General features: G+C 45.6%; 24 protein-coding genes. 2 read left to right on the top strand and 22 right to left on the bottom strand.

Features of this window, described 5'->3' with window-relative positions; translation table 11 throughout:
• Window positions 1–11: 11 nt before the first annotated feature.
• The 18 genes from H8S18_RS01060 to gdhA form a co-directional block, all read right to left on the bottom strand.
• Entirely contained in the window at window positions 12–926 is a 915-nt protein-coding gene (locus tag H8S18_RS01060; protein ID WP_186856463.1) for a dihydroorotate dehydrogenase, read from the bottom strand.
• Window positions 919–1,695 (bottom strand): dihydroorotate dehydrogenase electron transfer subunit, encoded by a 777-nt coding sequence (locus tag H8S18_RS01055; RefSeq protein WP_186856462.1) that lies wholly within the window; start codon window positions 1,693–1,695, stop codon window positions 919–921. The genes H8S18_RS01060 and H8S18_RS01055 overlap by 8 nt, the downstream gene beginning before the upstream one ends.
• Window positions 1,692–2,759 (bottom strand): carbamoyl phosphate synthase small subunit, encoded by a 1,068-nt coding sequence (locus H8S18_RS01050; RefSeq protein ID WP_186856931.1) that lies wholly within the window; start codon window positions 2,757–2,759, stop codon window positions 1,692–1,694. Before H8S18_RS01050 ends, H8S18_RS01055 begins: the two co-directional genes overlap by 4 nt.
• 11 nt (window positions 2,760–2,770) lie before the next feature.
• On the bottom strand, window positions 2,771–3,703 hold the full coding sequence (pyrF, locus tag H8S18_RS01045; RefSeq protein WP_186856461.1) for an orotidine-5'-phosphate decarboxylase: 933 nt from the start codon (window positions 3,701–3,703) through the stop codon (window positions 2,771–2,773).
• Entirely contained in the window at window positions 3,684–4,964 is a 1,281-nt protein-coding gene (locus tag H8S18_RS01040) for a dihydroorotase (protein WP_186856460.1), read from the bottom strand. Before H8S18_RS01040 ends, pyrF begins: the two co-directional genes overlap by 20 nt.
• A gap of 53 nt (window positions 4,965–5,017) precedes the next feature.
• Entirely contained in the window at window positions 5,018–6,337 is a 1,320-nt protein-coding gene (locus H8S18_RS01035; RefSeq protein WP_186856459.1) for a uracil-xanthine permease family protein, read from the bottom strand.
• 101 nt (window positions 6,338–6,438) lie between these two features.
• Window positions 6,439–6,993 (bottom strand): bifunctional pyr operon transcriptional regulator/uracil phosphoribosyltransferase PyrR, encoded by a 555-nt coding sequence (gene pyrR / locus H8S18_RS01030; RefSeq protein WP_186856458.1) that lies wholly within the window; start codon window positions 6,991–6,993, stop codon window positions 6,439–6,441.
• A gap of 169 nt (window positions 6,994–7,162) precedes the next feature.
• Window positions 7,163–8,074, bottom strand: coding sequence for an RluA family pseudouridine synthase (locus H8S18_RS01025; RefSeq protein ID WP_186856457.1), 912 nt, complete (start codon window positions 8,072–8,074; stop codon window positions 7,163–7,165).
• Window positions 8,049–8,543 (bottom strand): signal peptidase II, encoded by a 495-nt coding sequence (gene lspA, locus H8S18_RS01020; protein ID WP_186856456.1) that lies wholly within the window; start codon window positions 8,541–8,543, stop codon window positions 8,049–8,051. The genes H8S18_RS01025 and lspA overlap by 26 nt, the downstream gene beginning before the upstream one ends.
• Before the next feature lie 95 nt (window positions 8,544–8,638).
• Entirely contained in the window at window positions 8,639–9,313 is a 675-nt protein-coding gene (locus H8S18_RS01015) for a DivIVA domain-containing protein (protein ID WP_186856455.1), read from the bottom strand.
• Window positions 9,314–9,337: 24 nt separating this feature from the next.
• On the bottom strand, window positions 9,338–9,853 hold the full coding sequence (locus H8S18_RS01010; RefSeq protein WP_186856454.1) for a cell division protein SepF: 516 nt from the start codon (window positions 9,851–9,853) through the stop codon (window positions 9,338–9,340).
• A 16-nt stretch (window positions 9,854–9,869) separates the two neighbouring features.
• Window positions 9,870–10,556 carry a YggS family pyridoxal phosphate-dependent enzyme gene (locus H8S18_RS01005; protein ID WP_186856453.1) on the bottom strand — a complete coding sequence of 229 codons (687 nt, stop codon included), beginning with the start codon at window positions 10,554–10,556 and terminating at the stop codon, window positions 9,870–9,872.
• Window position 10,557: 1 nt separating this feature from the next.
• Window positions 10,558–11,736 (bottom strand): HlyD family efflux transporter periplasmic adaptor subunit, encoded by a 1,179-nt coding sequence (locus tag H8S18_RS01000; protein ID WP_186856452.1) that lies wholly within the window; start codon window positions 11,734–11,736, stop codon window positions 10,558–10,560.
• Window positions 11,737–11,816: 80 nt separating this feature from the next.
• Entirely contained in the window at window positions 11,817–12,206 is a 390-nt protein-coding gene (locus H8S18_RS00995; protein WP_186856451.1) for an ATP-binding protein, read from the bottom strand.
• A 125-nt stretch (window positions 12,207–12,331) separates the two neighbouring features.
• The gene (locus H8S18_RS00990; protein ID WP_186856450.1) at window positions 12,332–13,075 is read right to left on the bottom strand and encodes a sigma-70 family RNA polymerase sigma factor; all 744 of its coding nucleotides are present in this window, start codon (window positions 13,073–13,075) and stop codon (window positions 12,332–12,334) included.
• A gap of 17 nt (window positions 13,076–13,092) precedes the next feature.
• On the bottom strand, window positions 13,093–13,479 hold the full coding sequence (locus H8S18_RS00985) for an ATP-binding protein (protein WP_186856449.1): 387 nt from the start codon (window positions 13,477–13,479) through the stop codon (window positions 13,093–13,095).
• On the bottom strand, window positions 13,479–13,796 hold the full coding sequence (locus tag H8S18_RS00980) for an STAS domain-containing protein (RefSeq protein WP_186856448.1): 318 nt from the start codon (window positions 13,794–13,796) through the stop codon (window positions 13,479–13,481). The genes H8S18_RS00985 and H8S18_RS00980 overlap by 1 nt, the downstream gene beginning before the upstream one ends.
• 122 nt (window positions 13,797–13,918) lie before the next feature.
• On the bottom strand, window positions 13,919–15,253 hold the full coding sequence (gene gdhA, locus H8S18_RS00975) for an NADP-specific glutamate dehydrogenase (protein WP_186856447.1): 1,335 nt from the start codon (window positions 15,251–15,253) through the stop codon (window positions 13,919–13,921).
• A gap of 348 nt (window positions 15,254–15,601) precedes the next feature.
• On the opposite strand from gdhA, the gene H8S18_RS00970 reads away from it, so the two are divergent.
• Window positions 15,602–16,834 carry an AI-2E family transporter gene (locus H8S18_RS00970; protein WP_186856446.1) on the top strand — a complete coding sequence of 411 codons (1,233 nt, stop codon included), beginning with the start codon at window positions 15,602–15,604 and terminating at the stop codon, window positions 16,832–16,834.
• A gap of 56 nt (window positions 16,835–16,890) precedes the next feature.
• On the opposite strand, the gene H8S18_RS00965 is transcribed toward H8S18_RS00970, so the two are convergent.
• The 4 genes from H8S18_RS00965 to H8S18_RS00950 form a co-directional block, all read right to left on the bottom strand.
• On the bottom strand, window positions 16,891–18,543 hold the full coding sequence (locus H8S18_RS00965; RefSeq protein ID WP_186856445.1) for an outer membrane protein assembly factor BamB family protein: 1,653 nt from the start codon (window positions 18,541–18,543) through the stop codon (window positions 16,891–16,893).
• Window positions 18,544–18,574: 31 nt separating this feature from the next.
• On the bottom strand, window positions 18,575–19,987 hold the full coding sequence (locus H8S18_RS00960; RefSeq protein ID WP_186856930.1) for a nicotinate phosphoribosyltransferase: 1,413 nt from the start codon (window positions 19,985–19,987) through the stop codon (window positions 18,575–18,577).
• A gap of 77 nt (window positions 19,988–20,064) precedes the next feature.
• On the bottom strand, window positions 20,065–20,919 hold the full coding sequence (lgt, locus tag H8S18_RS00955) for a prolipoprotein diacylglyceryl transferase (RefSeq protein WP_186856444.1): 855 nt from the start codon (window positions 20,917–20,919) through the stop codon (window positions 20,065–20,067).
• A gap of 10 nt (window positions 20,920–20,929) precedes the next feature.
• A complete protein-coding gene (locus tag H8S18_RS00950; RefSeq protein WP_186856443.1) occupies window positions 20,930–22,594 on the bottom strand; it encodes an AMP-binding protein in 1,665 nt (554 codons plus the stop codon).
• Between the two features lie 247 nt (window positions 22,595–22,841).
• Here H8S18_RS00950 and H8S18_RS00945 point away from each other — a divergent pair, with 247 nt between their 5' ends.
• A complete protein-coding gene (locus tag H8S18_RS00945; RefSeq protein ID WP_186856442.1) occupies window positions 22,842–23,459 on the top strand; it encodes a DUF4004 family protein in 618 nt (205 codons plus the stop codon).
• The last annotated feature ends 7 nt before the right edge of the window (window positions 23,460–23,466 follow it).

Here is a 23,466-nt window from a genome sequence, read left to right as displayed (position 1 = left end):
AATACCTCTCCTCATTCTATATTCAGCGAACCAGTCAAGTCTCCGATCCGTTCCAATCCTATTTTATCTGCAAATTGCTCCAGTTCAAATCCAATTTCTTTCGCTGCCGATGGGTTGCGCATCGTAGCAGTTCCAACCATCACAGCGTCTGCTCCAGCGATCATAAATTCGGCGGCATCCTCTCCCGTCATGATTCCGCCCATACCAATAATTGGCAGTCCGAGGTTCGCACGATAGACTTCCCATACCATCCGCAAGGCAACAGGCTTCACCGCAGGACCGGAGAGTCCCCCTGTAACATTGGCAAGAACCGGCTTTCTGGTGACTGCGTTAATTGCCATCCCGGTGATGGTATTAATCAGAGACAGTACATCTGCTCCGCCATCCGCCGCAGCCTTCGCCATATCCGCAATATGGGTCACATTAGGCGTTAATTTCACAATCAGCGGTTTTTTGGAAACTTTTTTAACTTCCTCCACTACGCCGCGCAGCGTCTTTTCATCTGTTCCAAAGTTGACGCCGCCATGCTTTACATTCGGACAAGATACATTGACCTCAAAAAGATCGATTCCAGTATCATTCAGGCGCTCGGCAACATAAATATAGTCTTCCACACATGCGCCCGCAATGTTGGCAATCTTTACGGTATCAATCTCTTTTATCCGAAGCCACGTTGTCCTCAAAAACTCATCAACTCCAGGATTTTGGAGCCCAACCGAATTCAGTACCCCACTCGCCGTCTCCGCGATACGAACAGGCGGATTCCCCAAACGCGGTTCCCGTGTCAGCGCCTTCAAGGCAATCCCGCCCAGCCGGGAAAGATCCGTATAAAGTGCATATTCCTCGGCAAAACCAAACGTCCCTGAGGCGGTAACGATAGGATTTTTCAGCTCTACGCCCGCTATATTTACACGCATATCAGTCATAAAGCGAATCCACCTCCCGGATATTAAAGACAGGTCCTTGCAAGCACACCTTCTTGTATTGGCCCCCAACCTTGCACACGCAGGTCGCACAGCCTCCGGTTCCGCATCCCATATGCTGCTCCAGGGAGACAAACGTAGGAATCTCTCCCACCACCTTTGCAAGGGATTTGAAAAACACATGCGGCCCGCATGCAAGAATCACATCCGGCGGCCCGCTTTCTTCAAGCTCTGCACGCAATACGTCGGTGCAAAAACCACGGATACAATAGCTGCCGTCGTCGGTTGTAATATGTGTTTTGGCAAACAATTCAAAGTCATGTGCCTCGTACACGCATTCCCGGCTGCGATATCCCAAAAACGCCGTATATTCCCGATCCGGATATTTGCAGTAAAGCGATTTCAAGGGAGCAATTCCAATTCCGCCTCCAACCAACCATACCCGTTTCATATCGCCCGCAAGCTGGAAACCATTTCCCAGCGGCATCAGCACATCGAGCATGTCTCCCGCGCGAACAAGCGAAAGGAGTCTGGTTCCTTTGCCAACGGCATTATAGGCCAGATGAACTTCCTTTTTTTCGAAGTCCACATAATTGATGCTGATCGGCCTGCGCAGCAAAAGATCCTTTGCATGTGGTATTTCAATGTGGGCAAACTGCCCGGGACGATAAATCCGCAAAAAATCCTCTGTGCACGTAAGCCTCATCAAATAGGTGTTTTGTGCAATCAGTTCGTTTGCAAGAACCTTCTCCGTAAAATGCTTTTTAATCATGACCTTCTCTTCCTGTCAATGAGCTCGATAAATTCGTCGAACAGGTAGGCCGTATCTTCCGGCCCAGGCGCAGCTTCCGGATGGAATTGGACTGTGAACATCGGATACCCGATATATTTTACGCCCTCAATCGTCTGATCATTCCAATTTTTGTGCGAAACGACCGCACATGCCGGAAGCGAACGGCTCATAATCGTATAGCCGTGATTCTGCGAAGTAATATATACTTTATTTTTCTGCATATCCTTTACAGGATGGTTTGCTCCCCGATGGCCATATTTCAATTTCTCCGTATCCGCTCCCATGGCAAGGGCAACAAGCTGGTGTCCGAGACAGATGCCAAAAATCGGCAGCTTTCCAATTAGCTGCTTTAGATTTTCAATGATCTCTGTGTTTACCTTTGGATCCCCCGGCCCATTGGTTAGCATAAGGCCGTCAAAGTTCCCCTCAAGAATTTCCTGCGGGTCTGTCCTGGCTGGGAATACCGTAAGTCCGCATCCGCGTTTTTCAAGGCTGCGGAGAATATTGCGTTTCAGGCCAAAATCAAGCACCGCTACCTTGCGCTCTCCCACACAATATTGATATTTCTTCGCACAAGTCGTTTTGTCCACCGGCCGTTCTACTTCAAATACCTTCATCTCTTCAATCTGGTGGACGGACGGAGGAACCTGCGTGATGATGCCATGCATCGTTCCCTTATCGCGCAGCTTCCGTGTCAGCTCACGCGTATCGATCCCCGCGAGACCAACGATATTATACCGTTCCAAATACTCTTGCAAGGTCTCCCTGCAATTCCAGTTGGAAGGCTCTTTGCAAAGCTCACGCATAACGAAGGCACGTACCTGCGGTCCGGAAGATTCCGAAATTGCCTCGTCAATGCCGTAATTCCCAATCATTGGATACGTCATCGTCACAATTTGGCCGCAATAGGACGGATCGGTCAGCACCTCCTGATATCCCGTCATACCCGTGTTGAATACAACCTCCCCCATAATATCAATTTTCGCCCCGAAGGATTCTCCTTTGAATATTGTTCCGTCTTCCAGTGTCAGATACGCCATTATTTTACGCTCCCTTATTCATCGTATGAAATTCCATTTTTATCAAAAGTATCAAGGATATCACGCTGCATTGCAAGCGTCGCTTCCCTCGCCGCTTGGTCGAAAGGCATCTTCGCATACGCCTCATTACGGTAAGCAGTCAGTATCGCACGCGAATTGTTCACGATTCCTCCAAGGCCCTTCCTGTCAAAATTCGGCAGCAGTCCTTCCGCACTGCCGCCCTGCGCCCCATATCCCGGAATAAGCACAAAAATGTGCGGATGCGTTTCCCGGATACGGGCCGCCTGCTGTGGGTACGTCGCCCCGATCACCGCCCCAATGGAAGAATAGCCGTAGATTCCAATGCATCCTTCTCCCCACTCTTGCACATAGTCTGCCATACGGTCATAAATTGTTTTATGCCCGAATTCAAGATCCTGTATTTCCCCCGAACTTTTGTTTGATGTTTTTACCAGTACGAAGATTCCCTTGTCATATCTTTTACAGTCTTCTACAAACGGGGCGATCCCATCCGTACCAAGATAGCCGTTCACCGTTGCAAAATCCGCATCGAAAACGGGAATTTCTTCTTCTCCAATCTTTGTCCTGCCAATATAAGCGCTTGAATATGCCGTAGCTGTCGCGCCGATATCATTTCGCTTTACGTCCGCAATCACAATAAGCCCTGCATTTTTCGCATAGCGGATCGTATCACGAAAAGCTTTCATGCCTTCGCAGCCATACATCTCGTAATAGGCGGCCTGTACCTTCACAGCCGGCACAATATCTGCAACGGCATCTACCAGCGCGCAGTTATACTGGAATATATTGTTCGCCGCATAGGTAAGAGCATCCGTCGAAAATTCATGGGATAAAAACTCCTGCGGAATATAATCAAATTTTGTATCGAGCCCCACGCAAATCGGGCTCTTTTTTTCTATAATCTGCTCAATCAGCTTGTCTATCATAGGTAAACTTCCCCTTCCTGATCGTATAGCATACGCGCCCCCTCAGTTCCATTCCCAGAAACGGACTGTTTTTCGCTTTTGAAGCAATCATATCTTTATTATACACGAATTTCTCATTTGTGTCGCATATCGTAATATCTGCGCATACATTTTTTTTGAGCTCACCGCCCGCGATTCCGAGAAGCTCATGTGGCCGTTTGGAAAGCAGCCTTGCGATATCTGTAAGCCCGATTATGCCCGGGCAAAGCAGATTTGTCACGGTAAGCGGAAGCGCTGTTTCGAAACCAATCATCCCAAAGGGAGCATCTTCAATTTCCCGCGCTTTTTCCTCTTCGCTGTGGGGTGCATGGTCGGTCGCAATCACATCAATCGTTCCATCGGCAATTCCTTGCCGCACGGCCAGCATATCTTCCTTTTCCCGCAGCGGCGGGTTTACCTTTGCATTTGGATTTCGATCCAATATCTTTTCATCCGTAATAGAAAAATAATGAGGGCCTGTCTCACATGTCACAGGTACGCCGTTTGCTTTTGCCCGCCGTACAAGCTCCACACTTCCCGCCGTGGATACATGGCAAATATGAATCGGTACGCCCAGCTTTTCCGCATAAAAGATATCACGGGCCGTCATTGTCTCTTCTATGGCACGCGGTATCCCGGCAATTCCTGCTTTGCGCGCATTTTCCCCGTCATGCACTACTCCGTTTCCGCGTTTGGCCAAATCTTCCTCGTGCAGCATCAGCAGCGCGTGAAGTTCCTTTGCGCGCCTCATTGCCGCAAGAATTATTTCATCCTCTGCAACGGGCATCCCGTCATCCGAAAAAGCTACCGCTCCTGCTTTTAGAAGCCCTGCAAAGTCCGTGAGTTCTTCCCCCCGCATGCCCCGCGTAACCGCGGCGACTGGCAGAACCTCTGCAAAACCTGACTTTTTCGCTTTTTCGATGATGTATCTTACAACCTCCGCGCTATCTGTCACAGGCTTTGTATTCGGCATGCAGCACACAGCGGTATATCCTCCCGCCGCCGCTGCACGCGTGCCGGTTACAATATCTTCCTTATGTACAAGGCCCGGATCGCGCAGATGACAATGCATCTCCAAAAATCCAGGGAACGCTGTAAGGCCGGCCCCGTCAATTACGCGGGCCGCATTTCTTGCAAGTCCCATTCCCATTTCCGTAATGCGCTCTCCTTCAATAAGGATATCCACATTTTTTTGAATACCGTCTGCATTTACAGCCGTGATATTTTGAATGAATATCGACATAAAACTCCTTTATAGAGAGAGCAGCGGGCGGGATATCCCGCCCGCTCCCCAGCCTAAATGTTCTTTGGAAGTACAATATTGAGTATAATTCCCGCAAGCGCGCTCAGGAAAATATTTGAGAGCGTAAACGATTCCGAGAACTGGATGCCGCCGGAAAGGCCGAGGCCAATAACCAGCATCAGGGAAACAATAATCAGATTGCGGCTGTGTGTAAAATCGAGCTTCGCTTCTGCCAGCGTCCGCAGTCCGATTGTTGCAATCATGCCAAAGAGCAGAATAGAAACCCCACCCATAACCGCGCCCGGTATAGAGCCAAGGAATGCGGTAAATACACCAAAAAAGCTGATGACGATAGCAAATACCGCCGCAATGCGCAGCGTAACCGGATTATAGTTTTTCGTTACGGCCAGAACACCCGTGTTCTCGCCATAGGTTGTATTGGCGGGTCCACCGAGGAAGCCGGCGACCATCGTTGCAATACCGTCACCCATCAAGGTTCTGTGCAGGCCCGGATCCTCCAGGAAATTTTTCCCAACGACAGCGCCGTTAGTCGTAATATCGCCGATATGTTCCATAAAGGTAACAATCGCAATCGGCGCAATAATACTGACGGATGTTAAAACGCCTGCAGGCTCCAGATCATGCGTCAGGAAGATGTTGAATGGCGGTACCTGAAATCCAAGATTCGCGCCATTCTGGAATCCGGAAAAATCCACCTGCCCCATCAATGCCGCGCAGATATATCCTACTGCAATGGCAATGATAATCGGTACTAGTTTGAAAAATCCTTTGGCAAAAATCGAGATAACTACCATCGTTACAACAACGATCAGCGCAATCACCCAGCGCATCCACAAAATATCCGCAACGCCCTCCGCTGCCGGTGCGGTAATGATATTGTTAAATGCCGTCGGCGCGAGTGTGAGCCCGATTACCATAATCATTGGCCCTGTTACAACTGGCGGGAAAATTGACATTACGCGTTTAACGCCCACGAGTTTTACCACAAGAGCAAGAATCAGGTACAGAGCGCCCGCCGCTATGATGCCAATGGCTACATACGGCAGCGCCGCCTGGTAAGCCGGGGATGCAAGATAGCCTTCTACCGACGGATCCACACCGCTAATCTGCGTCGCTACAATTACGATGACGCCAATAAATGCGAAGCTGGATCCCAAGAATACCGGTACTTTTCCCTTGGTAATCAGGTGAAAGATTAATGTGCCAATCCCGGCGCAGCAAATAGCTACCGCGGGATTGAGCCCCGTGAGAAGAGGAACCAGCACCGTTGCGCCAAACATAGCAAAAAGATGCTGGAATCCGAGAATCAGTTTCTTGCCGACTCCCTTTTGCTGGTCAAGTGAATTTTCCATATGATACCTCCCAATATAATATGAATGATAAAATGCATTCCCTTACCGCTGCTCTTTGGCTGCGGCATGGGTATGAAAAAACCTTATCTGCAGGATAAGGTTCAATCGTTGTTTTTGAGATCACAAATATCGACGCTCTCTTCCCCGTCAAATTCCGTGACCTTGACTGAAATAAGTTCATGAGCCGCTGTGGGAACATTTTTTCCAACAAAATCGGCGCGGATCGGCAATTCCCGGTGTCCCCTGTCTACCAATACGGCAAACTTAATAAAGTTTGGCCGTCCCATGTCCATAATCGCATCCATGGCAGCCCGTGCCGTACGCCCCGTATAGAGAACATCGTCGAATAGAACGATTCTCTTTCCATTTACATCGAATGCAAGGTTTGACGCCCCTACAACCGGCTGGTCGGAACCATGCGAAAGGTCATCCCGATAAAACGTAATATCAAGCGTCCCTATGGGAATTACAACCCGCTCAAATTCATGAATATATTCTGCAATCCGGCGGGCAATGGTTACGCCGCGCCGGGCAATGCCAATGAATACGAGGTCTTGTGCGCCATCCGTATTTTCGATAATCTGATGGGCAATGCGTTTTAACGTACGCTGCATTGTTTCCCTATCCATGATTGTCGTTTTCCTGTTGCTTTCCATCCCGTATTCCTCCCATTAAAAAAGCCTTCCCACATCATTTCAAGACGCAGCAAGGCACACAAAAACTAGCTTTGATATGTCACCTTACGGCCTCTCAACGGACCAGTTTAAAGGTATGATTTTCTTCCCATTCAGTATAGCAAATTTTATCCTAGGGTTCAATCTGTTTTTACATTTTTTTTAATTTTACAAGTATCGCCTTAAAATGTTCGGGCAAAGGTGCTTCAAATATCATTTTTTCACCTGTTTGGGGATGGATCAGTTCCAGCCTTTTTGCGTGCAAAAGCTGTCCGTCAAGACCATACCTATCTTTCTGTCTGCTGTAAACCGGATCGCCGACCACTGGATGTCCGATATGTTTCATGTGAACACGAATCTGATGAGTTCGTCCTGTTTCCAGTTCGCATTCCACAAGAGTATATCCTCCATAGCGCTCAAGAACCTTGTAATGCGTAACTGCCTGGCGCCCTCCTGCCCGCAGCACTGCCATCTTCTTTCGATCCCGCGGGTCGCGCCCGATAAGCGTACTGACCGTCCCGTTATCTGTTTTAATATTTCCATAAACAAGCGCAAGATAGATGCGTTTTGCTTCTTTTCGTGCAATTTGTTCTGAAAGCGCCTTATGCGCAATATCGTTTTTAGCAATCACCAGCAGCCCCGAAGTATCCTTGTCAAGCCGATGAACGATTCCGGGGCGCAGCTTTCCATTGATTCCCGAAAGATCGTTCATATGATACATAATCGCATTTACGAGAGTTCCATTATAGTTTCCTGGCGCAGGATGCGTCACCATGCCCTGCGGCTTGTTGATTATTGCAATATCGCCATCCTGATATATAATCTCAATCGGAATATTCTGTGGTTCTACCGATATTTCCTCCGCCTTGGGAAGATCAAGGAGAATCTCATCCCCTTCCTTCACTTTCACGCCTGCTTTTGTTCTGCCGCCGTTCAGTAAAATATACTCCCGGTCAATGGCATTTTTCAAAAAAGAACGCGAAAAATGCGGATATTTCTCCACAAGGTATGTATCCAGTCTTTGGTTCTCTGAAGAGTTAACTTTGCTTTTTAGTACCGTCATCTTCTATTTCCGCTTTTTTATGTTTATCCCAAAACCATAACACCCATATCCCCAGCATAATCGCACCAAATGTTACAAAGCAGTCCGCAACATTGAAAATCGCAAAATCCACAAAGGTAAACTGCATCATGTCGGTAACATACCCCTGTATGATTCTATCGATCAGGTTGCCGATTGCCCCGCCGGCAATAAACGCCATCGCAGCATTAAAGAGTTTGGAATTTACTTGTTTTTTATATTTAAACAAAAGAAAGATAACGACAGCCGCCATAACCGCAGAAAGCAGGGTAAGTATCCATGTTGCGTTGCTGAACATGCTAAATGCCGCTCCCGTATTCTGAACATGCGTAAAATCCATAAATCCTGGAATAAAGGTAACGCTTCCACCCACCGGAAGGTTTGCCACTGTAAAATATTTTGCAACCTGGTCCCCAATCACAATCGCCGCAATCAGCAGTATGTAAATCATATTCTGCACTCCATTTTTTATAGTCAAGGTGATTATACCATATTCCAGGCAAAAAAAATACCGCTTGCCAAACAAGCGGTATTGCAAATCATATTTCAATCGTCAATAATTTCATTTACAATTTCCTGAAGGTTCGCAGTACTTTGCTTAAAGTCATGCTCCGTCTCTTCTTTTGACTGCTTCAATATTTCGTTTAAATGAATCGACGTATTCTGCGAATCGCTGTCAATATCCGCTATCTGATTGGTCAGATTACTGATCGACTGGCTGATTTCCGTTGCCTGATGCTTCAATACAGCCTCATCATCCAGTTTAGATTCGGCATACGCCATTTGTTCATCCAAAAACAAGCGAAACCGCCGCTTATAGTCTGCAACCTGCTTTTCATAACGGCGAATTTCCTGTTTTGCCGCTTCCATACGCAGCTGTGTACTTTCAATTACAGTTTTTGCGTTCTGATTCGCAACGTCCATAATTTTCTGTGCCTGAAGCTCTGCCTTTTCAATATATAAGGTTGCATTCCGCTGGGCCGTGATCACAGTAGCCATCAGCTTTTCTTCCACATTTTCAAGCTTATCCGCTTTTTGTTTCAACCGCGCGACCTCGGATTTCAGTTCTTCATTCTTGGCGATAATATTTTCATTTTCTTCCAACAAAGATTCAAACTGCTTGATGATCTCATCCAGAAATTCATCAACCTGTTCCTGATCATAGCCATTGAATTTTTTTGAAAATTCTTTTTCCAGTATATCCTTTGGTGTGATGTTCATCGGTTTACCTCAATTACGATTGGTTCAGTCCCTCTCCAAATATCCGCCAAAGCCAAAATCATCAACCGATTCCGCCGCATTCGTAGATACATCGACATTGTACGGTGCAACCACAAAAATATTCCGTGCCGCTTTCCGAATATTCCCATTAAGCGCATAGACAGCGCCGCTCACAAAATCCAGAATACGCTGCGCCACATCGGTATCAAGTTCATCCAAGTTAATAATAATGGGCTTCTTTTCTTTCAAATTGTCGATGATACTTTGCGTATCTTCATAAGAGACCGGCTTGTAAATCAATACCCGTACCTTGCTCGTATCCGGGATCCCGATTACTTTCCCTGTATCCCCTCTATGCTCCCGGGCTTTTTTGTTGAACTTTTTCTCTTCTACCGGAGCTGGCTCATAGTCGTCCGGTGGGAAACTCATATCATCATCCATCATTTCCTGATCCTCATATTCATCTTCGTATTCTTCTTCATCTGTCGGTTCTAATCCGATAAAAGAAAGCAACTTGTCTCCAATTTTAGCCTTAGCCATGCATCAAGCCTCCTACTTATTTATAAATTCTGCTGCCAAAAATGGCCGTGCCTACGCGTACCATATTTGAGCCTTCCAGAATTGCGTCCTCATAATCGTTCGACATTCCCATAGATAAATACTTAAATCCCGGAAAGTCCTTCTTCTTTGCATCATACAGCGTCTTCGCCTGTGCGAAAATCTTTCGCAAATACGTTCTATCCTCCGTGTAGGGCGCCACTGTCATAAAACCCTTTAAGCAAATCCGGTCAAAATCCGCAATTTCATCCAGAAAAGCATCCACTTGTTCTAAATATAAACCGGATTTACTCTCTTCTTTCGCAATATTTACTTCTATCAACGCATCAATTGAAGTATTTTTCTTCACACATTCTTTCTGCAATTCCTGTGCCAGCGAAAGACGATCCAAAGAATGTAATAACGCTACTCCATTATTAATTATATACTTAACTTTGTTCGTTTGCAACTGTCCAATCAAGTTCCATTTGATATCGCTGGGCAATGCTTCACTCTTTTTCAGATATTCCTGTACACGGTTTTCACCAAAGCATCTCAATCCCTCACGATAGGCAGCCTCTACCGTTTCTGTATCCACTGTTTTTGACACGGCAACAAGCGTAACATCTTCCGCCTTGCGTCCCGCTCTGTCCGCGGCAAAAGCAATTTTCTGCCGCACTGCCGTAATGTTTTCTGAAAGTCCCATCTTACACCTCTACATGCTGGCGTTCAGCCAACAAGCTTTCCCCTTCCACCGGGGTAATAATCGCATTTCCATCTTTAATAATATCTACTGTCACAGGAACAAAAGTTTTATCCCGCCCTACGACTACGTAAACTCCAGTTACTCCATCCTTTTCCTTCAGCGCTTTTTCGGGAACTTTTAGTCCTTCAAACTGGGTAAACACCCTCGCTTCCGTCCTGCGTACATTCAGAAGCTCCCCGATGTCATCCGAAATTTCTATCACATAAAGGTAATCGTTTTCTTCTTTCACCGTCCCTGATACAACGCCCTGATATTGCCGCGCAACATAATCGTCAAATGCAACAGAAAACTCCCTGTCATTGGTAAATTCCGGAATCTCCGTCTCGGACTGGACTACCAAATACCATTTAAAACTGTTCACCAGACGGTAAACAGGTTTTTCAGCTTCCTCATCCTGAGACGTCTGCACACTCGTTGTTCCATTCAGGATATCTACAATATCCGCCGATTTTATATTTTCGATATTGGCTGCATTCAACGTATCCTCCGCTCCGTCGAAATAATAACTTACTACGCCTGCCGACGGAGCTGTCAATTGTTGCCTCCAGTTGTTAACCCGCCCTTGAATTTCCTCTTCCTGTGTATAAAATTCCTGTAATTGCTGATCTGCAGATACGTTGTCTTTCAAATATTGCTGTTTCTGTGCCATCAGGGCTTTAAGTTCACGTTCCGCGGTGACAACATCACCTTCTGCCGCGCCATTTATAATATTACGAAGCTCCACAGCTTTCGCTGTAATCTGATTTTGTAAATTTGTTAATTCCTCTGACTCGAAACCATTTTCCTGATACTGCTCAATCTTAGTCTGGTAATCGATCAGATCGTTCATTACTTTTTCGTTATAGCCCCATTTATATACTTCCATCACAGGCGCTTCCGCTTCTACCCGTTCACCCTCGGCTGCGATATAATTCGCTTTTCCATAGTTCTGCGCGGAAATAACCTGTTCATCCCTCACGACAACAACCGAGACTTCCGCCTCGAAAGGAATCGCGCCCCGCTCCACTTCCACCGTTTGCAGATTAAAAATAAAAAAGAGAACGACAACTGCAACCACTGCGATAGCGCCAATAAATAGGTAAAATTTAGTGTTTGCACGTCTTCTCCGTTTAATTGCCATATCGGAATCCTTCTTCAAATTGTCTCAATACTACCATATTCAGTAGCTACGGATGTATTATACCACAATTTGAAGAATTATCATAGCTTTAATGTCACATCCACTGTATTTCCACTCTCACTATAATGGAAGCTGTCCGTCATCATTTTTACCAAATAAACGCCGCGCCCGTTTTCATTCATCAAAAATTCTCGCGTCGTTACATTCCTGGAGACCACAGGACCTGTCTCAAAACCGCTTCCATCGTCTGCAAGCACGATATGCAGCCCGTCTTGCCCATATTCTGCCTGAAGCTTTACTTCATTCGCATCAGAATATTTAAATATATTAACTACCAGTTCGCTTAGAACGAGGCGAATACGGTATTCCTGTTCGTCATCAAGCTTTTTCTCCCGCTCTACTCCTCTGATAACCGAACAGATCGCTTCATTTAGTTCATTCAGACTGAATAACTTTTTCCTTACCAGCAAAATTCCATACCCCTGATACTTTTTTCTAAGGTATTCATACCCCCAGAAAAAAACGACTAACGAAACAAATGTAAAAAAATTTTGAACATGTCAAACCAGCCGGTATTCCAGCGCTATACAGCTCCCTATTTTTTGTATACCATTGCCAATTTGTTAAGGATTTTTCGTTCCATACGCGATACCTGCATCTGTGAAACGTTCAGCATATCAGCAACTTGCTTTTGCGTTTTATTTCCAAGATAACGCTGTTCAATAATTTTTTTCTCCGTGTCGTTCAAAAGACTCATACAATAATTGATAAAATCATGGTTCTCTACATGTTCAAAACTTGCGTCTTCCTGCCCCAGAACATTTCCAAGGGAAAAATTTTCGCTGTCTGCCGCAAGCGCGCTGTCGAGAGACAAAATGTTATCTGCCTGCTGCATTTCAAGCACTTCAAGCACACGCTCCACCGAAAGATCCATCTCCGCCGCAATTTCCCGTGGCGATGGTTTTCTTCCATTCCGCGCCATATATTCCTGCGTATACAATTTTATTTTTTTCAGTTGTTCCGTATCCCTGCGCGGAAGGCGCATGACCCTCGACGAATCCCGGAAATAATTCTTAATTTCCCCAATTAGGGAGGGAGTCGCGTAACTCGAAAACTTGATTTCCCGTTCCGGTTCAAAACGTTCAATCGCTTTCACGAGCGCAAGGCTGGCAACCTGAAAAAGATCTTCATAGTCTACGCCCCTGCCTGCGAATTTTTTTGCGGCAATCTCTGCAATATACAGATACCGCTCAATCAGTATATTTCTGATGTCAACATCGTGCTCTTTCACATATAATTTAAACAGCTCGTCGCTGTCCATCTTTGTATAATCTGCCACTGAAAACTCCTCGTCTTTTACGCTGCCGGCCTTTTGCCAAATGAAACCGACCTCAGCATTCCGTCTTCTTCCTCAAACTCCGCATCGTCGCTTAAAGACTGGATCATCAACTTGCTGATTTCTTCACTGAATCCCGTGCATTCAACACATTCTTCGCATACGACCTGCCGCCCTTCTCCACGCACTGTAACAGATACGTGGTCGCCGCAGTCCACCACGACTTCCAGAATCTCGCTTTTTTGTCTGCACAGGAATAAAATACAAGACTCCGCAACGCATGTTTTCAAATCTTCGATTTCGTCAACATCATATGCGCTGTTGCACGCAATTCCTGCCACAGCGAGGCGAATTGCCTTCAAATATTCCCGTTTTGCCGGGAACTTCATTCTTACCGTATCAGTCATTATTCAGCCACCTCAATTTTAAATACATTCGTCAGGCCCGTCACATCAAAAATTTTGAACAAATAGGGTTTGAGTGCCTTGATCTCCATTATGCCGCCATACTCTTTTACTTTCTTCAGGATACTGACAAGAACGCCAAGTCCTGTGGAATCGATATACCGCAGCTCCACGCAACTGATCGAAACATCCGTTTTGTTTTCTTCGAGCGCCTCATCCATCTGCCGCTTAAAGTCATTGACGCTGTTCAGGTCGAGATCTCCATTTAAGTCTACCAAAATTTTGTTTTCTTGGTCATCGAATTTTACTTGAATATCCAAAACTATACCTCCGAAATAATAGGTCATTTTTATACCTCTTATTGATAAACATCCAGCGGTTTCATTAAACGAAAAAAACAGGGAAAATCACTTTTCCCTGTTTTTTTACTTTTTCACTTGTTTCAAACAATGCCCTGGGCCATCATGGCATTCGCAACTTTTTTAAAGCCTGCAATATTTGCCCCTGCCACAAAATTATCTTTGAAACCGTATTCTGTGCTGGCTTCCTCACACTGCTTATAAATATTGATCATAATCTGATGTAGTTTTTCATCAACTTCTTCGAACGTCCACGGAAGACGCATACTGTTTTGTGTCATTTCGAGGGCCGATGTCGCAACACCGCCCGCATTTGCCGCCTTTCCGGGTGCAAACAGGACGCCTGCTGACTGGAAGACCTGTGTACCTTCAATCGTTGTCGGCATATTTGCGCCTTCGCCCACTGCATATACACCGTTTTGCACAAGAATTTTAGCGGATTCTTCATCAAGTTCATTTTGCGTCGCGCAGGGAAGCGCAATATCACACTGAATTGTCCAGATTCCTTTGCATCCCTCATGATACTCGGCACTCTTTACGATGTCGGCATATTCCTTAATCCGGCCGCGGCGCACTTCTTTAATTTCTTTTACAACGTCAAGCTGAATTCCATTCGGATCGTAAACATATCCGGATGAATCCGAAAGCGCCACAACCTTCGCGCCATACTGCTGCGCTTTCTCAGTTGCATAGATCGCAACATTGCCCGATCCTGAAACAACAACCTTTGCATCCTGGAAAGACTTTCCTTTTGCCTCAATTACTTCTTTCATGAAATAAACAAGACCATAGCCGGTTGCTTCCTTGCGGGCAAGGCTCCCGCCATATTCAAGGCCTTTGCCCGTGAGAATCCCGCTGTACTCATTCCTGATTTTTTTATACATCCCAAACAGATAACCAATTTCGCGCGCTCCTACGCCAATATCACCCGCCGGTACGTCCGTATCCGCTCCAATATGCCGATAAAGCTCCGCCATAAAAGATTGGCAAAAGCGCATGACTTCGTTATCGCTTTTCCCCTTCGGGTCAAAGTCGCAGCCGCCTTTGCCGCCGCCAATCGGCGTACCTGTGAGGCTGTTTTTAAATACTTGTTCAAAGCCCAGAAATTTAATAATGCCAAGATTCACGGACGGATGGAAACGCAGGCCGCCTTTATACGGACCAATTGAGCTGTTGAATTGAACACGCATCCCGCGGTTTACATGCACATTTCCTTGGTCGTCTACCCACGGTACACGGAACATAATGACCCGTTCCGGTTCAACAAGCCGCTCCAGAAGCGCTGCTTTCTCATATTCCGGATGCTTTGCAAACACCGGTTCAAGCGTTCCCAGTACTTCTGTGACTGCCTGTATAAATTCCGGCTGATCGGCATTTTTTTCTTTTACCTGATTTAAAACATTCTGTACATAAGACATTTCATAAACCTCCATTGCTTTATCTTTTTCTTTAATCATTACTTTGACATTATATCAGCAATAAAATTCAAAAACAAGTAATTTCAAACGATTTTTAGCGTTTATTTTTTATTTTTCTGCAATTTTTCTTTTTTTTCTTTCATATTTTGTAGCAAAATGTATCAAACTTGCCTTTTGAAACATAATTTGCTACAATAATTATATTCAAAGTTGTTATATTGGTGGGGACCAATAAATGCGGAGGCAGCACTGCTTATGCGGTGTTGCTTTTGTTTTTGGCAAAATTCTTTCGTTGTCACACTGGCTCGCTATAGTGTATAATGAAACTGATTTTTATGGAGAGCAGCAATGAAGGTAGAGTGGAATAAAAAATATACGACCATTGCCGTCTATACCATTATTGTGGCGGCTATTGTCACAATGATCGTCTTGTTTTTCCTGAATATTCAATTTTTCGGCAGCGCCATCGCCGCTTTTTTCATGATATTAATGCCTTTTATCGTCGGTTTTTGTATTGCCTATCTTTTGGTGCGCCCCTGCCGTTTCGTAGAAAAGCACTGGTTTTCTTTCATTGAACGCAGGCGGCCTCATCCGCGTTTACGGCGTTCTCTTTCTATCTTCATTGTAATTATGATTGCATTCGCAATTTTTGCATTGCTGATTTATTTTATTATTCCGCAGGTTGTCGCAAGCCTTACGATGTTGTTCAACAATATTCCCATGTATCTGGATGAACTTCAGGGATCGGTAGTAGGTCTGCTTCAATCCTGGAATCTGTATACACCTGAAGTGGCAGAACAAATTGCAAACCTGCGCAGCACGTTGCTTGACCTGACATCCTTTTTTGATAAATTGATAGAGAGCCTGCCCAGCATGCTTACAAGTGTAGGAACAGGACTGTTTAACTTCTTTGTCGGCCTTATTGTCAGTATTTATGTCGTTTTTGCCCGCGAGAAATTTAAACGGCAGGCCAAAAAACTGACATACGCTTTATTTACTCCGGGTTTTGCTGACAAGTTTCTCGATGTGTTGCGTTATTCCAATAATGTATTTCTTGGATTTATTAACGGAACCTTAATTGATGCAGCCTTTGTTGGAATTACTACCTTTATTTTCATGACAGTCTGTGGGCTGCCCTATGCCTTGCTGATTGCAGTTATCATTGGATGCACCAATATCATTCCCTTCTTCGGGCCCTTTCTCGGCGCCATACCAAGTGCAGTTATCCTACTGATTGTCGATCCATTGTATGCGCTTATATTTGTTATTTTTATTCTTATTCTGCAGCAAATTGACGGAAATATCGTGATGCCGAAAATCGTGGGCCTGAACATCGGTATGTCTGCCTTTTGGGTGCTTTTTGCACTCATTCTTTTTGGCGGTCTATTTGGATTCTGGGGTATGTTGCTTGGCGTACCTGTTTTTACAATCATTTATTCCCTGATCAAAACATGTATCAACCGTTCACTGGAGAAAAAAGGGATTCCTCCCCAAAAATATAGTTATCCCAAGGATATCATTGAAAAAAATGGCGGAAAGAAAAAACGAAAAACAGAGCGCCAGTCAAATAATAAATCGTAAAAATACCCTCCGGTAATCATGAGTGCCGGGGGGTATTTTTTCATTTTACTCCGGCTTTAAGAGATCTTTACTCCAACAATTTCCTGTCCTCTCGTTCCTACAACCAACATATCCTCAAAGACAGCTGGTGAAGCCTCGATATTAGCTCCAAAATTCAGGCGCGAAATCAACGTTCCCTTGCGAGCGTCGAGCAGGTCCATGTCCCCCGCTGAATTGCATACGATAAGATACGCATTTCCCTCACGATCGTAAATATCCACCGGCGAACTCCACACATATTTTCCTGTAGGATACCGCCAGACCTCTTCTCCTGTTTTTTTATCGAGCGCAACCAAAAGGCCGGTACGTACCTGCGGTGTACGCGCAACTGGAAAAATGACGAGATCAGAAATCCCCTTTTTTCCATTGATGCAGGTCGCCTGTATCCCCCCGGAAATGCCTGCAACCGTATTGCAAAGGTAAGTATGCTTCCATACATATTCCCCTGTAATTGCATTGATCTTAAAAATGGGAACGTCGCCGAGCTTTAATCTGCGGCTCGCCGTCCAGTGCAGCGATGTTGCAATGTAAATATAAGGAATGTTTTCTTCCACACTGAAAACCGGTGAACCATTCGTGTCATCTACCACATCTTGAGCCCACATAATTTTCATGGTATTGATATCAATACACATCAAATTACCGCCGTTATCCGCAATATAAAGGTAGTCATTCCACATCACGCCGCTGTCTTCCATCCCCAGCCAATAGCTCTGTTCGCTGGAACGGTAGGTTTTATAACGCAATTTCACGATTTCAGAAGGAGAAATCGAAAGTTCACCTGTCTCACGATTGAATTTTGTATTCAGCTTCATTGTATACAGAATTCCGTTTTCACCGGGAGCAATCAATGTATCCGCTTTTTCCGCAACAAGCACCGAACTATCATAGCCATGGAATTTACGCAGTGCGAAAGGATCGTGCGCGCCAAATTCATACAGCTTTTTGCAATCAATCAAGCTGTAAATAAAACCACGGGCCGGCTCATCCCCACAGGAATCTCCGGGGCCGAGGTACAGCATGGGAATACCGCGCGGGTCGAGTGCTCCAGCTCCTTTGAAAGGTAGTCCTACAAAAAGATCGTCCCGCGTTTTTTCGCCGTCTTCGATGTCAATAAAATAGACGTTTCCATCCATTGTGGAATAGATCGCTTCCGTAAGACCTTCCTTTTGCTTTTTATGCGGATAGATGTTCATAAGCATACGCAGCTCTGCAGGCCAGCGCACAATGAGCGGCTGCCCGGTCCAGCCGCTTCCTGTCCAAAAACCTTTTCCATATCCTTTTTGCAGCCTTCCGGTGGAAACAGACCACTTTTTTTCTAACCTTTGCGGCTGTGAGGAAAGCGTTCCAAAGGCTGCACCGCTTCTCAGATTATTTCCGCGGAAAGTTACGATACCCTCCAATTTCGTATAAGGTTCTTCCATGGGAAAGGTGATCGTCTCCGGCCTGTGATAATCCTGCCTTATTGCTCCATCCACTTCAAGATCACATTCAATTCCCAAATCTTCCTGTGCCGTCCCCTTGACCGCATGCGGCCTGTCGGATAGGCTGCTTTTTTCCACTGCTTCATAACGGTATACCTTGTCGAACCGCCGAAACATCCGCAGAAAAAAGAGTACCACCGTATCCAGCGCCATCATAAATATCCGAAACCAACGACTTGTTTTCATTTATTTCACCTCACCACAAACCTTAGGCCACTCATTTTTGTTCATTTAGCAGCTTCTTTTTCAGATTATAAAGCCCGTCCGACAAATCTACTTTATAGAGGTGCGGGCGTTTGATCCGTCTGAATTCATCCCAGAAGCTCGCCATATCCTTTTTGGCATATTCCTGTATTTCTTTCAGGGACGGTGATTCGTAAACCTGCTTTCCATCCACGAATACCGGCACAAGCAACTCTCTGATCTCGTAATCTGTCAGCGTCATTTTTTTCCATGTTTCAATTGGATCAAAAATTGTAAGGGATTTACTGGCATCTATCGTTTCATTCCCGAGCATAATCAGATCAGCAATCGCCATATGGTCCTTTTTGCCGTAAATACGTACGACTTTTTTAATGCCGGGGTTGGTAATCTTCCATACGTTTTCACTAATCTTAAGTTTAGGGACGACTTGTCCGTTTTCCACATTTGCGCTCAACTTATATACGCCTCCAAGGGCCGGATGATCATGCCCGGTGATCAACCTGGTTCCTACGCCCCAGACATCGATTTTTGCCCCCTGCTGCTTAAGATCCGCGATGGTGTATTCGTCGAGGTCACTCGACGCAAAAATACGCGCATTGGAAAATCCCGCGTCATCAAGCATTTTGCGCGCCTGCTTGGAAAGGTAGGCAAGGTCCCCTGAATCAAGGCGTACGCCCACCGGCTCATATCCTTTTTCCCGCAATTCCCGGAAGACGGTGATTGCGTTGGGAATACCGCTCTTAAGCGTATCATAAGTATCTACAAGAAGCATGCAGCCCGTTGGAAACGTGTTTGCATAAGCACGGAAGGCAGAAAGTTCGTCCGGAAAGCTCATAACCCAACTATGGGCGTGCGTTCCCGCCGCAGTAGCTCCAAACATCTGGGCTGTAAGAACATTCGATGTAGAACTGCAACCACCTATAATCGCGGCGCGCGCCCCATAGATTCCAGCGTCCGGCCCTTGGGCGCGCCGCAGTCCAAATTCCAGAACCGGATCTCCTTGGGCCGCATAAACTACCCTGCTCGCCTTGGTTGCAATCAGCGTCTGATGGTTTACGATATTCAGGAGCGCAGTTTCTACGAGTTGTGCTTCACTGATGGGCGCGCTCACGCGTACCAAAGGTTCCATAGGGAATACCACTGTTCCTTCCGGAATCGCATAAATTTCTCCGGTAAAACGGAACCCCCGCAAATATTCCATAAACTCTTCGTCAAACAGGTTCAGCGAACGCAAATACTCGATATCTTCTTCCTCGAACCGTAAGTTGTTAATCAGGTCTATCACCTGTTCGAGTCCCGCGCATATCGCATAATTGGTTTCATCTCCCTGACGACGGAAAAAAAGATCGTACACAGCTTTCTCGCCGTGCTTGCCGGCCTTAAAGTATCCATACATCATCGTCAGTTGATACAGGTCCGTCATCATCGTCAAATTTCTCACAATACACACCTCTTGCAATTAAAATTTAAGGGCGGAAAAATCCGCCCGTGTTTGTTCCCTTCTTATGCTTCCGCTTTTTTGAAATTTTTGCAATACCGCCCCTCATAAAGCACATCTGGTTTATTTCGTTTGCGCATAAAAAGGATGTACGCAATACCTATAATCACCAGTATCAAGGAGAGCAATTGAGATACCGGCATTCCAAAACCGGTTTGCAGTGTAGATATACGGATTCCCTCGATCCAGAAACGTCCAATCCCATACCCGATTAAATACATGGCGAATACGTTTCCATCATGCTTCGCCCTGCGTGCATAGAGAAGCAACAGTACCATCACACCGAGATCCCACATGCTTTCATAGAAAAACGTTGCCTGCACCCATTGGTTAATAACCCATTCCGTTCCGGTAAAACGTTCTTCGATATAAACCGCATATGGAAAAAATTGCAACTTGGGATCCGTCACAATATTCCCAAATGCTTCTTGGTTTACAAAGTTACCCCAACGGCCGATTGCCTGGCCCAAAACCAAACCAGGCGCGCAAATATCAAGCAGCCTTCCCAACGGAAATTTCCGCCACTTCGATAAAATGAGCGCCGCCACTACCCCGCCGATAATGGCCCCATAAATGGCAATTCCACCATTCCATACGGCGACAATCTCCTCCGGATGCTGGGAATAATAATCCCATTCAAACGCAACATAATAAATACGCGCACCTACAATGGCAAGCGGCAAGGCCAATATCATAAAGTCGACCAGCAGTTCCGACGTATACCCGCGCCGCTTTGCCTCGTGGACCGCCAAAAGCACACCTGCAACGATCCCTATTGCAATTAATATGCCATACCAGGCAATATCCAGTCCTTCGATCCCAAACAGATTGTGAATTGCTATCTTGTCCGGAGCACCCATCTATCTTTCCTCACGCGGTCTCAATTTTTGCCGCATCTTTCAGGTTTAGTTCTTCAATTGCCCATTCGCGCATTTTGAATTTCTGTATCTTCATACTTGCCGTCATCGGAAATGTATCAACGAAGCGTACATAGCGCGGCGCTTTGAAACGGGATAACCCGTTTTTTACAAACTCAATCATTTCTTCTTCCGTGGCCTCCGCGTCGTCTTTCAGAATAATGCATGCCAACACTTCCTCCCCGTAACGCTTATCCGGCACGCCGATTACCTGTACGTCGCGCACTTTATCATTTGTATACAGGAACTCTTCGATCTCCCGCGGATAAATATTCTCGCCGCCGCGAATAATCATATCCTTCAGGCGGCCTGTAATTTTAAAATATCCATCTTTATCCATGGTACCAAGATCCCCGGTATGCAGCCATCCATCCTGATCGATCGCCTGTGCCGTCGCCTCCGGCATTTTGTAATACCCTTTCATCAGGTTATAGCCGCGTGCAACGATTTCTCCTTGCGTATCGAATGGCGCGTCTTCGCCTGTTTCCGGATCAATAATTTTTGCTTCCACATGCGGAATTTTTTTGCCTACCGTCGCAACACGTACTTCAATTGGATCATCTGTGCTTGTCATTGTGATTGCCGGTGAGGATTCCGTCTGTCCATATGTAATCGTAATTTCCCGCATATTCATATCCGACATTGCACGTTTCATAAATTCAATCGGGCATGGCGATCCCGCCATAATTCCCGTCCGCAGCGTCGAAAAATCGTATTTCCCAAAATCCGGATGATCCAGCATAGAAATAAACATTGTCGGCACACCGTGCACTGCCGTACATTTTTCACTCTGGATTGCTCCCATTACCTTGAGCGGATTAAAATGGTCAATCAGTATCATCGATGCCGCGTGCGTATAAGCCGCCATCACGCCCAGTACACATCCAAAACAATGAAACAGCGGAACCGGAATACACAGCCTGTCTTCATGCGTCAATTTCATACAGTCGCCGATTGCCATACCGTTATTCACTAAATTATAATGCGTCAGCATGACTCCCTTGGGGAACCCCGTTGTGCCCGACGTATACTGCATGTTAATTACATCATGGATATCAAGTTCCCGTTTCCGCATTTCCAATTCTTCCGGGCTGACCTTGTCTGCAAACGCATAGATGTCGTTCCACTGATACATTCCCGGATGATTTTCCTCATCAAGGAAAATCACATTTTTCAAGTAAGGCAGGCGTTCAGAAGAAAGCTGCCCCGGTTCGGATTCCCGGAGCTCCGGGCACAAGCCGTAAATATGGTTTACATAGTTGTTATCCTTCACGCCTTCCATCATGATAAGCGTCATGGTATCGCTCTGCTTCAAGAGATATTCAAGCTCAAACTGTTTGTAATTCGTATTGACCGTGACCATCACAGCCCCCATCTTAGCGGTAGCAAACTGCGTAATCATCCATTCTGGATAATTGCTTGCCCAGATAGAGACCTTATCTCCTTTTTCAATACCCATCCCCATAAAGGCGCGGGCAACAAGATCTGTGAGTTCATTAAACTCCTTATACGAATAGCGGACGTCCAGATACGGTGAGACAAGACAATCCTGATCCGGATACAGCCCCGCTTGCTTCTCCAACAAATCGCCAATCGTTATTTCCATCAATGCAGACATATCAGTGCCTCCTTGAAAATTCATTCAAACTTAACTTTTTTATTTTATCAAAAAAGAATTCGTTACGCAACATGCGCCCCTAAAAGAATTTTTTGAAACAGCCGCGAAAAACAATGCTTGACAATCCTGCAAAACAATGTTACGCTTTTTACAAAATAAAACATTGTTTCATTTCGTTATATATGGGAACCCCTTTAGGGCCCCTGTATGTATGAAATGGTTCGTTTGAAAGCAGGAGCAGAAAAATATGAACACGGCAACTCATCTTATTTCGAAAAAAGATTTATTGCTTATGACGGGAATCTCTTATGGGCAGCTGTATCGCTGGAAGCGCCAGGGATTGATTCCTGAGGAATGGTTTTTAAAACAATCAGCGTATACAGGTCAGGAAACCTTCTTCCCACGCGAGCAGATTCTGAGCCGTATCCAATCTATTTTAGAACTAAAAGACAAGTATTCCTTTGATGAGCTTGCAGACCTTCTGTCTCCCAAAGCATCCGGAATTGAATTTTCATGGGATGAACTAAAAGCATTTCCTGAAGTAAACGGCGAACTCGTATCTGTCCTTCCTGCGAACCGGAAGTATACCTATTCCGACCTTGGTTTTTTCTCCGCCCTTTCTTCCCTTCCGCTTTCCGGGCAGGCGCGCGCAGAACTGGCTGAAAAAGCACTTCGCTCCCAGAGCCTCCATGCGGTAAAAAACTGTGCCGTTTTTTCCTGTGAAGAAAAAGTCCATTTTGCTTTTCTCAATTCTGTTGAAGGTCTCTTTCTGGATGATGGTCTGCATCTCATCGGCGTCTTCTCTCTGGAAGAAGAAACCGCCAAAATAAAAATGAAGTATAAGAAGAAATCTACAAATTTATAAGGATATC

Origin of the sequence: Christensenella tenuis, from assembly GCF_014287795.1 — a bacterium.
GTDB classification, from domain to species: Bacteria; Bacillota; Clostridia; order Christensenellales; family Christensenellaceae; genus Christensenella; species Christensenella tenuis.
This window is presented reverse-complemented; position numbering and strand designations above follow the sequence as displayed.